Source organism: Pseudonocardia sp. ICBG1142, assembly GCF_020496255.1.
GTDB lineage: Bacteria > Actinomycetota > Actinomycetes > Mycobacteriales > Pseudonocardiaceae > Pseudonocardia.
In genome coordinates, this window is record NZ_JAHLJC010000006.1 from 38,483 (window position 1) to 51,162 (window position 12,680).

Below are 12,680 nucleotides of genomic sequence, written 5' to 3' on the forward strand. Positions count from 1 at the left end.
CCGGTCACGGCCGCTGCAGCGCCTCTCGGCGCCCGGCGATGTCGCGACCTCCATGGTCGCGAGCCGGTGCGGGGGTGTCAACTCATGCGTGATCAGCCCGTCAGGTGCTCGGCGAGCAGCCCGCTCGCCGCGACCTCGCGGCCGTGGGCGGCCAGCAGCCCGGCCGGGGCCAGCACGGACTCGCTGTCGACCCGCACCTCCGCCCGGGCCAGCAACGGGGCCAGGACGGCGTCGTGGCGCACCGTGCGGGCCGCGGCGGCCAGCCCGGCCGCGTCGCGCTGGCGGAACACGCCCCCGGTGAGGACGACGAGACCGAACTCACCTGCGTCGACGGGGGTGTCCGGGCCGGGCTCGGGCTGCGCGGGGTCGGCGAGGACGCCGGTGTGGCGCAGGTGCCTGCGCAGCGCGACCACCGCGGCGATCGCCGCCAGCCTGCGGTCCTCGGCCGCCGCGCCCCGGTCGGCGGGCACGGTGGCCCGCGACTCCTGCAGCGTGGCGACGGCCGGGCCGAGCAGGTCGGCCTCGACCGGGTCGACGATGCCCTCGGTCTGGGCCTCCGTCAGGACGCCGACGGCGCCGTCGCGCACCCCGAGGTCACCCTCCACGGTCGCGGCCGCCGGACCGGAGCCGGGGCCGTGGCGGTGCACGTCGGTGGTCGCCGAGCCGACGTCGACGACGAGCACCCCGGTCCCGGTCAGCCGGGCCAGCACCCCGGCCCCGTCGCCGACGGCGGCGTGCGTGCCGGACCGGACCAGCGCGCCGAACCGGCCGGTGCCCGACCCCAGGACGTGCCGGGCGTAGAGCGCGGCGACGGCGTCCCGCGCGGGTCCGGCGACGATCGTGCCCGGCTGCGGCGTGACGTTGGGGCAGGTCGTCACGGCCCGCCCGCCGGCCAGCAGCAGGCCGAGCGCGTCGGCGCGGGCGTCCTCGCCGACCGAGAGCAGCACCGGCCAGTGCCCGCGGGTGCGGGCCAGCCTGCCCGCGTTGTGCAGCAGCACCGCCGGGTCGGCCCCGTCGGCCCCGCCGAGCAGCAGCACCGCCCCGGGACGACGGCTCGACAGCTCCAGCACCGCGTCGGGCTCCAGCGGACCGGGGTGCACCCCGACCACCCGAGCCCCCGCGGAGCGGCAGACCCGGTGCCCGGCCTCGGTCGCGGTCAACGTCTCGGCCCCGACCACGGCCAGGCGCAGGGCCCCGCCGGCCGAGGAGCAGGCCAGCACCCGCGGCGCGGCACGCCTGCGCCGGCCCGCGGCGGCCGCGGCGGCGGCGACCGCCGCGTCGACCCCGGTGAGCACGTCGGGGGTGGTCGGGTGCTCGGCGAATCCCGCCGGGGTCCCGTCGGGCAGCACCAGCACGGCCTTGGTCCAGCAGGAGCCGACGTCGAGGCAGACCGCAGGCGTGTGCGGGTCGTCCGGCGACGCGTCGGTCATGGAGGGCGAGCGTACTGCGGCCGGGCGGTTACAGGGAGTGGTCCGGGGAAGATCGGTTGCGACGCGCACGTGGCCGAGAGGTGGGTGCCCCGGCCCCACGATCGACACCATGATCAGCAGTACCTGAGCGCTGCCGCGGTCCGGCCGGACAGCGCTCAGGTACTGATCGACTGCGTCTCGGATCGACTACTGCTCGGACTGCTGCGGGGCCTTGCGTCCGCGGGACTCGGCGGCGATCTCGGCCAGGGACTGGCCGGTGGCCAGCCGCGAGCGCCTGCGGCCGTAGACGAAGTACAGGACCGCACCCAGCGCCATCCAGCCGAAGAACCGGATCCAGGTGTCGGCCGGCAGGAACAGCGCCACGCCGAAGCAGGCCACCGCCGACACGATCGGCAGCACCGGCATGAACGGCACCCTGAACGTGCGGGGCAGGTCCGGGCGGCGCTTGCGGAGCACGATCACGCCGATCGAGACGAGCACGAACGCGGCCAGGGTGCCGATGTTGACCAGCTGGCCCAGCTCGGTGAGCTCCAGGAAGCCGCCCATCAGGGCCGCCGAGACGCCGGTGATGATCGTCAGCCGGTACGGGGTGCGGAACCGCGGGTGCACCCGGGCCAGCCACGGCGGCAGCAGCCGGTCGCGGCTCATCGCGAACGCGACGCGGGTCTGGCCGAGCATCAGCGTCATGATCACGACGGTGAGGCCGATCAGGATGCCGAAGGAGATGATGAACTCCGCCGCGGGCAGCCCGGTCGCGGCCATCGCCGCCGCGGCCGGCGCCTCCACCCCGAGCTGCCCGTAGGGCAGGATCCCGGTGTAGACCAGCGACACGATGATGTAGAGCAGGGTCGCGATGGTCAGCGAGGCGATGATGCCGATCGGCATCGTGCGCTGCGGCTCCCGTACCTCCTCCGACAGCGTCGCGACGATGTCGAAGCCCAGGTAGGCGAAGAAGACCAGCGCGGCGGCGGTGAAGACGCCGGTCAGGCCGAACGCCGTATCGATGCCGAACAGGTCCATGATCAGCGGGGTGCCCGCCGCGGTGGAGTAGTCGGCCGGCCGGGCCTCCGGGACGAACGGGATCCAGTTCTCGCCCGAGACAAAGAAGACACCGATGCCGATGATCCCGGCGACGATCACGAGCTTGAGCGTGGTGACCGTGGCGTTGACCCAGGCCGACAGCTTGATGCCGACGATCAGCACGGCCATCATCAGCAGCGCGATGAACACCGCGGGCAGGTCGACGATCCCGCCGCCGCCGGGCCCGGCCGAGACGGCGTCGGGCACCGGGAGCCCGATGCTCGCCATCACCGTGTCGAAGTAGCCGCCCCAGCCCTTCGACACCGTGGCCGCGCCGAGGGTGAACTCCAGGACGAGGTCCCAGCCGATCATCCAGGCGATGAACTCGCCCATCGAGGCGTAGGAGAACGTGTACGCGCTGCCCGCCACCGGGACGGTGGAGGCGAACTCGGCGTAGCAGAGCGCCGCGAGCGCGCACACGATCCCGCTGATGAGGAACGAGAGGGACACCGCGGGACCCGAGTAGAGCGCCGCCGCCTCCCCTGCCAGCACGAACACGCCGGTGCCGATCAGGACACCGATCCCCATGATCGTCAGCTGGACCGGGCCGAGGGCCTTCTTGAGCTGGAACTCCGGTTCCTCGGTGTCCCGGATCGCCTGCTCGACCGATTTCGTACGAAAGATCCCACTGTTCGGGCTTCTGGCCGTCATGGCGGAAAAGATACGGAAAGTCCGTTTGATGCGGAACGGCGGCGCCCCCGGTCCGGGTGCGCCGCCGTCGTGGAGCGGGTCGGGTCAGTCCGAGGACGACGCCTGGGCGGGCAGGTCGCCGCGCTCGCGACGACCGAGGATCGAGTTCTTCCGCGAGTAGGCGAAGTACACGACCACACCGATGACCATCCAGATGATGAACCGCAGCCAGGTCTCGACCGACAGGTTCAGCATCAGCCAGACGCAGGCGAGCACGGCCAGGATCGGCACGAGCGGCACCAGCGGGGTACGGAAGCCGCGCGGCAGGTCCGGCCGGGTCCGGCGCAGGACCACCACGCCGATCGAGACCAGCACGAACGCGAACAGCGTGCCGATGTTGACCATCTGCTCGAGGTCCTGGGCCGGGAAGAACGTCGCGACCAGGGCGATGACGACGCCGATCAGCCAGGTGGCGCGCCCCGGGGTGCCGAAGCGGTTCGTCTTCGCCAGCGCGGTCGGCAGCAGCCCGTCGCGCGACATCGCGAAGATGACGCGGATCTGGCCGAGCATCAGCACCATGACGACCGTGGTGAGACCGAGCAGCGCACCGATGGCGATGATCGTCGCCGCCCAGTTGATGCCCAGCGAGGCGAAGGCGGTGGCCAGCGTGGCGCGGGTGCCGTCGGGCTTCGTGGCCAGGTCGGTGTAGGGCACCATGCCGGTGATCACGAGCGCGACGGCGACGTAGAGCACGGTGACGATCGCGAGCGAGCCGAGGATGCCGCGCGGCAGCGCCTTGGACGGGTTCTTCGTCTCCTCCGCGGTCGTGGCGACGGCGTCGAAGCCGATGAAGGCGAAGAACACGATCGCGGCGGCGGCGAACACCCCGTAGACGCCGAAGACGCTCGACGAGGCGCCCCCGAAGAACGACAGCAGCGACTGCTGGATGCCGGTGCCGGTGTCGACGCTGCCGGGCGTGGGCTCCGGGACGAACGGGGTGTAGTTCGCCGCGTTGATGAAGAAGGCACCCAGGATGATCACGAACAGCACGATCGCGACCTTGATCGTGGTGATCACCAGGCTGACCCGGCTGGACAGCTTCGTGCCGCGGTAGAGCAGGAACGCCAGGACGACGACGAGCAGCAGCGCGCCCCAGTCGAAGGAGAAGAAGCTCCCCAGCTCGAACGAGGTCGACACCTCGATGCCGAGCAGGCCGAGGGTCTGGGCGAGGTACTCCGACCAGCCCTTCGAGACGTAGGCCGAGCCGACAGCGAACTCCAGCACCAGGTCCCAGCCGATGATCCAGGCGATGAACTCGCCCAGGGTGGCGTAGGAGAAGGTGTAGGCGCTGCCGGCGACCGGCACCGTCGAGGCGAACTCCGCGTAGCAGAGCGCGGCCAGACCGCAGGCGACCGCCGCCAGCACGAACGACAGCGACACCGCGGGTCCCGCGATGTTGCCGGCCGTGCTGGCGGCCAGGGTGAAGATGCCGGCGCCGATGACCACCGCGACTCCGAAGACGATCAGGTCGATCGTCCCGAGGTCCTTTTTCAGCCGGGTGTCCGGTTCGTCGGTGTCCCGGATGGATTGCTCGACCGTCTTGGTGCGGAACATGCCGCCACCACGGCTCGTGACCGTCATGGCCGGTGAAACTACGACCGCGTTGCGGCCTGCGTCACGAATCCGGGGCCGGATTTAAGGTCACGATGGTGTTGCGCCGTCGAACCGGTCCCGGTCAGACGGTGCCGTACGGCAGCCCGTGGGCCTGCGCGACCTCGTGCGACAGCAGCCTCCCGGCGTGGGTCGACAGGCCGGCGGCCAGGTGCGGGTCGGCCTCGGTCGCGGCCCGCCAGCCCCGGTCGGCCAGGCGCAGCACGTGCGGCATCGTGGCATTGGTCAGCGCGCGGGTCGAGGTGTGCGGCACGGCGCCGGGCATGTTCGCGACGCAGTAGAAGATCGTGTCGTGCACCTGGTAGGTCGGATCGGCGTGGGTGGTCGGCCGCGAGTCCTCGAAGCATCCGCCCTGGTCGATCGCGATGTCGACGAGCACGGCACCGGGCCGCATCTGGGAGACGAGCTCGTTCGACACCAGGGTCGGCGCCTTGGCCCCGGGCAGCAGGACCGCGCCGATCACGAGGTCGGCGGTGGTCACCGCCTCGCGCACGGACAGCGCGGTGGAGTACTGGGTGCGCACGGCCCCGCCGTACTGCTCGTCGATCGCGCGGAGCTTGTCGACGTCGACGTCGAGCACGGTCACCTTCGCCCGCATGCCGGCGGCGATGGCGATGGCGTTCGCCCCCGCGACACCGGCCCCGAGCACGACGACCTCGGCGCCCGGGGCGCCCGGGACGCCGCCCAGGAGCATGCCGCGCCCGCCGGCCGAGCGCATGAGGTGGTAGCCGCCGGCCTGCGGGGCGAGCCGGCCCGCGACCTCGCTCATCGGGGCGAGCAACGGCAGCCGGCCGCGGGAGTCGGTGACGGTCTCGTAGGCGATGGAGGTCGTCCCAGCCGACAGCAGCGCGTCGGTGCAGGCACGCGACGCGGCCAGGTGCAGGTAGGTGAACAGCGTCAGGTCGGGCCGGAGGAAGCCGTACTCGGACTCGATGGGCTCCTTCACCTTGAGCAGCAGCTCGGCCGACCCCCACACCTCGGCGGTGTCGGACACGATGTGCGCCCCGGCCTCCTTGAAGTCCGCGTCGGAGATCGCGGACCCGGCGCCGGCGTCGTGCTCGACGACGACCTCGTGCCCCCGCCCGACGAGCTCGTGCACCCCGGCGGGCGTGAGCGCCACCCGGAACTCGTTGTCCTTGGTCTCCTTCGGCACTGCGACGCGCATGTCCTTCTCCTCCGCTCGGGGCCCTGTCCTGCATCAATGGTGAAGAAACATCGATAAGCTGCCAACAGAACTGAGCAAGATTCTCTGAGGTGACTGATGAACGACGATCCTTCGTCGACGCCGCGGAAGAGGCCGCCGTCGTCGAACCCTGTTCGGCTCGACGGGGTCGACCGCGCCCTGCTGCGCCAGCTGGAGCGGGATGCCCGGACGCCGAACAACTCACTCGCGGCGGGGGCGGGAATCGCCCCGTCGACGTGCCTGGGCCGGGTCCGGGCACTCCGCGAGAGCGGGGTGATCCGCGGGTACCACGCCGACGTCGACCCGGCGGCGACCGGCCACCCCCTGCAGGCGATGATCTCGGTCCGTCTGCAGTCCGACGCCCGCGACCGGCTCGCCGAGTTCGTGACCCGGGTGTCCCGCCGCCCCGAGGTCCGCGACGTGTACTTCCTCGCCGGCGAGGACGACTACATGATCCGGGTCGCGACCGCCGACACCGTGGCACTGCGCGACCTGGTCGGCACGCTCAACGCCTGGGCCGAGGTCGCGGGCACCCGCACGTCACTGATCTTCGAGCACCACCGGGCGCCCGACACCTACTGAGCAGCGTCACCACCTGAGCCGCGTCTCCTACCGAGCTGCGTCTCCTACCGAGCCGCGTCTCCTACCGAGCCGCGTCGTAGCCGTGGCGGATCAGCGCGAACGCGGCGTCGAGGTGCTCGCGGGCCCGACCGGCCTGCTCACGCAGCAGCGGCGGGATCCCGACGACGACGTGCGCGAGCACCCGGTCTGCCGGTGACGGTTCGTCCCGACCTGCGTCGCGGGCCAGCTCCGCCGCGAGCGCGGCCTCGTGGCGGGCCCACATCCGTCGCGCGTGGTCGCGCAGGCTCGGCGCCGCATCGATGATCCTGCGGAAGCGCTCCAGCTCCTCCGAGCCCGGCCGCCGGTCCGACGGCGGCCCGTCGACGCGCCGGAGCAGCCAGGCCTGCAGCCCGTCGACGACGTCGGTCCCCGGCGCACGGTCGCGCACCGCGGCGACCAGCTCGGCCTCCTGCGCCCCGTCCTCGTCGAACAGCAGCGCCTCCTTGCTGCCGAAGTGCTTGAACAGCGTGGTGACCGAGACGTCCGCGGCCTCGGCGACCTCGTCGACGGTCACCTCGTCGAAGCCCCGGTCGAGGAACAGCCGCAGTGCGGCGTCCGCGATGCCCTGGCGGGTGGCGGCCTTCTTGCGTTCGCGGCGTCCGGGCGTGGTCACGACGACAGGTTAGCGCAGTCACTCTGTAAGTGAAGTGACTACACTTTTGTAGTCGCTTCATCTACAGTCGGCGTCATGACCGACACCAGCAGCACCGCACCGCACGTCCTCGTCGCCGGGGCCGGCCCCGGCGGCCTGACCCTCGCCCGCGTCCTGCAGCGCCACGACATCGCCGTCACCGTCCTCGAGCGCGAGACCGACATCGCCACCCGCGACCAGGGCGGCACCCTGGACATGCAGCGCGACAGCGGACAGATCGCGCTCGACGCCGCCGGCCTGCTCGAGGAGTTCCTGCGCATCTCCCGGCCCGAGGGTCAGGACATGCGGATGCTCGCCCTCGACGGGACCGTCCTGCTCGACGAGCGCGCCGCGCCCGGCGAGACGTTCAACCCCGAGATCGACCGCGGCGACCTGCGCACCCTGCTCCTCGGGTCGCTCGGCCCCGGCACGGTGCGCTGGGGCGCCCGGCTCGACCACGTCGAACACCGCGACGACGGACGACTCGACGCCGTACTCGACGGGGAGCCTGGCAGCGACCGGATCACCGCGGACCTCGTCGTCGGGGCGGACGGGGCACGTTCCCGGGTCCGCCCGCTGCTGTCGGACGCGACGCCGTCCTACGCCGGGGTCACGTTCGTCGAGCTGCGGGTCACGCCGTCGGCGTTCCCCGGGCTCGACGACCTGGTCGGCCGCGGCTCCATGAGCGCCCGCGCCACCGGCCGGGCGCTGTTCTGCCAGCGGCTCGCCGACGGCTCCGCCCGCGTGTACGCCGGGTTCCGCCGGGAGCGCGGGTGGGCCGCCGCGCACGGGCTCGGCAGCACCGGCGGGGTGCTCGACGACCCGGCGGCCGCCCGCGCCGTGCTGCTCGACGCGTTCGGCGACGCCGCCCCCGAACTGCGGGAGCTCATCGTCCGCTGCGACGACCGGATCATCGACCGGCCGCTGGAGATGCTGCCGGTCGGGCACCGGTGGGAGCCGGTCCCGGGCATCACCCTGATCGGCGACGCCGCCCACCTGATGTCGCCGTTCTCCGGGCAGGGCGCCAACTCCGCCATGCTCGACGCCGCCGACCTGGCCCGGGAGATCGCCGCCACCCCGGACGACCTCGTCGCGGCGGTCACCCGCTACGAGGCGACCATGTTCCCGCGGGCCGAGGCCAACGCCGCCGCGGCGGCGCAGGGGCTGGAGCGCTTCTTCTCCGCGGCCGCCGCCGCGGACCCGGTGGCGGCGTTCGCCGAGGTGGCAGCGGCCGTCGCCGCGGCAGCCGAGGGGGACCGGGCCCGCCGCGGATGAGCCGCCGGTGCGACAGCGCTGCCCGCGAGTGCGGGCGCGGTTACAGGGCGTCGCCCGCCAGGAAGACGGTGGCGCCGTGCTCGCCGGTGGTCAGGACGGCGCCGCTGTCGGTCGCGGAGAGGAACACCGCGCGGCCGCGGGGCAGCTCGACGCTGCCACCGTCGGCGTCGACCGCGGCGTCACCGTCGACGCACAGCAGGATGCGGGCGCCGGTGCCGGGCACGTCGAGCTTGTCCCGGCCGTCGGTGACCGCACGGCGGAGCAGGAACTCCTCCACCGGCACGTCGTAGCGCTGCCAGCCGTCGGCGCCCGGGTCGGGGACCGGGGTGCGGACCGGGGGCGGCGGGGCGGTGAAGTCGAGGACCCGCAGCAGCTCCGGCACGTCGACGTGCTTGGGCGTCAGGCCGCCGCGCAGCACGTTGTCGGAGTTGGCCATCACCTCGATGCCCGCCCCGGACAGGTAGGCGTGCAGGTTCCCGGCCGGCAGGTACAGCGCCTCGCCGGGGGCCAGGGTGATCCGGTTGAGCAGCAGCGCGGCGAGCACGCCCGCGTCGTCGGGGTAGCGCTCGGACAGGTCGAGCGTGGTCTTCGCCTCGCCGGTCCACTCCGGGGCCGTGCCGCGCTCCAGCAGCCTGATCGCGCCGTCCTGCAGGGCCGGGACGAGCCCGTCGAGCACCGACTGGGGCAGCGTGATCCAGGTGGTGAACAGTGCGCGCAGCCCGTCCGGGCACGGCTGACCGGCGAGCAGCTCGGTGTAGGTGGCGAGCTCGGGGACGTCGAGGGCGCGCAGCAGCTCCACCGTGCGGGCCGGCTCACGGAACCCGACCAGCGCCACGAACTCGGTCAGCGCGCAGATCAGCTCCGGCTTGTGATGGGCGTCGCGGTAGTTGCGGTCCGGCGCGTCCACCGCGATCCCCGCGGCGTTCTCCCGCTCCCAGCCCTCGCGGGCCTGCTCCAGGCTCGGGTGGGCCTGCAGGCTCAGCGGCTCCTCGGCCGCCAGCACCTTCAGCAGGAACGGCAGCCGCCCTTCCCAGCGGTCGCGTCCCGGGCCGAGCGCGGCGACCGGGTCCGCGGCGATGAGCTCGTGCAGCGGGCGGGTGCCCCCGGCGACCGTCGACGGGGCGGCCGGGTGCGCGCCCAGCCACAGCTCCGCCTGCGGGTGCGGTGACGGGACGGGCTCGCCGAGCAGCTCGGCGATGACCGTCCGCGAACCCCAGGCGTAGGTGCGGATCGGGTTCTCCAGCAGTTCCACGGGTCTCCCGGTGTCAGGTGCGCGGGGGTCAGGTGATCAGGGTGGCGCCGGTCGCCAGGCCGAGGTACACGGCGGCGATGTCGGCACGCAGGGCGAGGACGCCGGCACGCAGCAGCGCCGCGTCGCGGGTGCCCCGCGGGATCTCGTCGACCGGGTGCGCCAGGTCGGCGTTCGGCCACTCCCGGCCGAGTACCCGGCGGCTCACCGCCTGCGGGTCCTCCTCGCCCGTGCCGAGCAGCACCAGGCGCGGCGGCGGCGCGTCGCCACCGGGGGCCGGGTCGTCGAACGGGTCGTGGAAGATGTCGCCCCCGCCCCGCTCGGACAGGTCGACGGCGACGCGCAGCCCGGCCAGGGTGCCGGCCTGCGCGAGCCCGTCGGCGTGCGCGACGACACCGGCGTGGGTGGCCAGCGCCAGCGCGCCGTGCCGGGCCACCGCGGCGGCGGCCGGGTCCACCCCCCACAGCAGCGGGGTCCGCTCGGCCAGCCGCAGCGCGAGCGCCTTCGCCGGGTTCACGAACGGCTCGTGCGCGGGCTGGCAGCGCTCGGCCTCGGCGTCGAGCGCGTCGGCCAGCGCCTCGAGCCGGGCCGGGACCTCCTCGCTGCGCATCCCGGGCAGCAGGTCCAGCTCGGCGACGGCAACCAGCGCGACCGTCAGCGCCTGGGCGAACCCGAGGCCCTCGGGCAGCGGGATGCGCGGCTCGACCAGCCGGGCGCGCCCGGCGCCCGCCTGGGCGACCGGCCCGGAGTCCGGCGCGGAGAGCACGACCTCGGCACCGCGGTGCACCGCGACGGAGACCGACTCGGCCAGCTCGGGGTCGGTGGGGTCCGTGGAGTGCGCGACGACGACGTCCAGCGGCCCGATCCAGCCCGGCATCCGCTCGGCGACCACGACCGGAACCGGACAGCGGTCGGTGAGCAGGGCCGTGACGAGGTCGGCCACCGCCCCGGAGACGCCGGGCCGGCGCAGCAGCACCAGCGCGCGGGGACGGTGCCCGCGCAGCCGGTCCAGACCGGCCTGGCCCGCGGTGTACAACGCGGACCGGACCTGGGCGCCCGCGGTCGCGGCGGCCCGCAGGACGCCCGTGGTGTCCCGCGCCGCCAGCTCCTCGGGATCGGCCAGCAGCGTGTCGTCGAGCACCCCGTTCACCCGTCGTCCCGTCCGTCCCCCGCCGGCCCGGTACCGGGCAGCGCCTCGTCGAGGAGCAGCACCGGGATCCCGTCGGTCACCGGGAACGCGCGACTGCACGCCGTGCAGGTCAGCCGGTCCTCACCCGGGGTCAGGACCGCGTGCGCGTCGCACGGGCAGGCCAGGATCTCCAGCAGCTGGGGGTCGAGCTGTAGGGCCACGGTTCTCCTCGTCGTCATCTCGCGCTCTCGATGCTGCCACCCGGTACCGACACTCCGCGGCAGCCGACCGGGTACGGACGCCGTCACCGCAGGTGTGCGGGGTCGTGCGATCAGGCGCGCACGACCGCCAGCACCTCGTCGACCAGGGCACGGACGGCCGCAGCGTCCGCCGCCTCGACGTTGAGCCGCAGCAGCGGCTCGGTGTTCGAGGCCCGCAGGTTGAACCACGAGCCGTCCGGCAGCGAGACGGTCAGCCCGTCCAGCCGGTCGAGCTCGACCCCGTCGCGCGCGCCGAAGACGCGCTCGATCTCGGCGACCCGCGCCGCCTGGTCCTCGACCGTCGAGTTGATCTCGCCGGAGGCGGCGTAGCGGTCGTAGTCGGCCATCAGCCCGGACACCGTCGCGCCGTCGGCCGCCGCCCGGTGCTCGCCGAGCGCGGCCAGCAGGTGCAGCGCTGCGAGCATCCCGGAGTCGGCCTTCCAGAAGTCGCGGAAGTAGTAGTGCGCGGAGTGCTCGCCGCCGAACACCGCGCCGGTCTCGGCCATCGTCTGCTTGATGAACGAGTGCCCCACCCGGGTGCGGACCGCGCGGCCGCCGTGCTCGGCGACCAGCTCGGGGACCGCCCGCGAGGTGATCAGGTTGTGGATCACGACGACGTCGGACTCCCCCGCCGCGTGCGCCCTGGCGAGCTCACGGGCCGCGACCAGACCGGTGATCGCGCTCGGGCTCACCGCCTCGCCCTGCTCGTCGACGGCGAAGCAGCGGTCGGCGTCGCCGTCGAAGGCCAGCCCGAGGTCCGCGCCCTCGGCGACGACCCGCTTCTGCAGGTCCACCAGGTTCGCCGGGTCCAGCGGGTTCGCCTCGTGGTTCGGGAAGTTCCCGTCGAGCTCGAAGTACAGCGGGACGACGCGCACGTTCAGGCCGTCGAACACGGTCGGGACGGTGTGCCCGCCCATCCCGTTCCCGGCGTCGACGACGACGGTCAGCTCCGGGGATGCGTCCAGCGAGGTCAGGTCGACCAGGCCGCGGAGGTGACGCGCGTAGCCGTCGAGCATGTCCTCGGTGCGCACCGCCCCCCGGGACGGGACCTCGGGGACCCCGGAGTCGAGGAAGCGGGCCGCCTCGTCGCGGATCGTCGCGAGACCCGAGTCCTGACCGACCGGGACGGCGCCGGCACGGCACAGCTTGATGCCGTTGTAGGCGGCCGGGTTGTGGCTCGCGGTGAACATCGCGCCGGGCAGGTCCAGCGAGCCGGAGGCGTAGTAGAGCATGTCGGTGCTCGCGAGCCCGATGTCGACGACGTCGAGCCCCTGCCCGGTCACCCCGTCGGAGAACGCCGCCGCCAGCGCGGGCGAGCTGTCCCGCATGTCCCGCCCGACGACCACCGCCGACGGCGCCGGGTCGTCGCCCGCCACGAGCCGCGCCGTCGCCGCACCCAGTGCACGCGCGGTGGACTCATCCAGTTGGTCGCCGACGACACCGCGGATGTCGTAGGCCTTCACGATCGCCGAGAGGTCGGGCACGACGCACGACCCTAGCGCAGTCGTGTCACCCGTCCGC

At 73.5% G+C, this 12,680-nt stretch carries 11 protein-coding genes; 2 read left to right on the plus strand and 9 right to left on the minus strand.

Annotated features, from left to right (window positions below):
• Positions 1–92 precede the first annotated feature (92 nt).
• The 4 genes from KPL59_RS09400 to ald all read right to left on the minus strand — a co-directional run bounded on the left by KPL59_RS09400 (position 93) and on the right by ald (position 5,976).
• Positions 93–1,430 (minus strand): glutamate mutase L, encoded by a 1,338-nt coding sequence (locus KPL59_RS09400; protein WP_226360578.1) that lies wholly within the window; start codon positions 1,428–1,430, stop codon positions 93–95.
• Between the two features lie 186 nt (positions 1,431–1,616).
• On the minus strand, positions 1,617–3,161 hold the full coding sequence (locus tag KPL59_RS09405; protein ID WP_226360579.1) for an amino acid permease: 1,545 nt from the start codon (positions 3,159–3,161) through the stop codon (positions 1,617–1,619).
• Between the two features lie 84 nt (positions 3,162–3,245).
• Positions 3,246–4,754, minus strand: a complete 1,509-nt coding sequence (locus tag KPL59_RS09410) for an amino acid permease (RefSeq protein WP_226360580.1) — start codon at positions 4,752–4,754, stop codon at positions 3,246–3,248.
• 121 nt (positions 4,755–4,875) lie between these two features.
• Positions 4,876–5,976, minus strand: a complete 1,101-nt coding sequence (gene ald, locus KPL59_RS09415) for an alanine dehydrogenase (RefSeq protein WP_226360581.1) — start codon at positions 5,974–5,976, stop codon at positions 4,876–4,878.
• A gap of 96 nt (positions 5,977–6,072) precedes the next feature.
• Here ald and KPL59_RS09420 point away from each other — a divergent pair, with 96 nt between their 5' ends.
• Positions 6,073–6,576, plus strand: a complete 504-nt coding sequence (locus KPL59_RS09420; protein ID WP_020623597.1) for an Lrp/AsnC family transcriptional regulator — start codon at positions 6,073–6,075, stop codon at positions 6,574–6,576.
• A 61-nt stretch (positions 6,577–6,637) separates the two neighbouring features.
• Here KPL59_RS09420 and KPL59_RS36820 read toward each other — a convergent pair whose 3' ends face one another.
• Positions 6,638–7,228 (minus strand): TetR/AcrR family transcriptional regulator, encoded by a 591-nt coding sequence (locus KPL59_RS36820; protein WP_226360582.1) that lies wholly within the window; start codon positions 7,226–7,228, stop codon positions 6,638–6,640.
• 75 nt (positions 7,229–7,303) lie between these two features.
• Here KPL59_RS36820 and KPL59_RS09430 point away from each other — a divergent pair, with 75 nt between their 5' ends.
• Complete coding sequence (locus KPL59_RS09430) at positions 7,304–8,521, plus strand: NAD(P)/FAD-dependent oxidoreductase (protein WP_226360583.1); 1,218 nt, start codon at positions 7,304–7,306, stop codon at positions 8,519–8,521.
• A 40-nt stretch (positions 8,522–8,561) separates the two neighbouring features.
• On the opposite strand, the gene manA is transcribed toward KPL59_RS09430, so the two are convergent.
• From manA to KPL59_RS09450, 4 genes are all read right to left on the minus strand, one after another.
• Complete coding sequence (gene manA / locus KPL59_RS09435; RefSeq protein ID WP_226360584.1) at positions 8,562–9,773, minus strand: mannose-6-phosphate isomerase, class I; 1,212 nt, start codon at positions 9,771–9,773, stop codon at positions 8,562–8,564.
• 28 nt (positions 9,774–9,801) lie between these two features.
• The gene (locus KPL59_RS09440; protein WP_139318934.1) at positions 9,802–10,920 is read right to left on the minus strand and encodes an SIS domain-containing protein; all 1,119 of its coding nucleotides are present in this window, start codon (positions 10,918–10,920) and stop codon (positions 9,802–9,804) included.
• Entirely contained in the window at positions 10,917–11,120 is a 204-nt protein-coding gene (locus KPL59_RS09445) for a Trm112 family protein (protein WP_226360585.1), read from the minus strand. The genes KPL59_RS09440 and KPL59_RS09445 overlap by 4 nt, the downstream gene beginning before the upstream one ends.
• Positions 11,121–11,230: 110 nt before the next feature.
• Positions 11,231–12,643: a phosphomannomutase/phosphoglucomutase gene (locus KPL59_RS09450; RefSeq protein WP_226360586.1), complete on the minus strand. Its 1,413-nt coding sequence runs from the start codon at positions 12,641–12,643 to the stop codon at positions 11,231–11,233.
• Between the last annotated feature and the right edge of the window lie 37 nt (positions 12,644–12,680).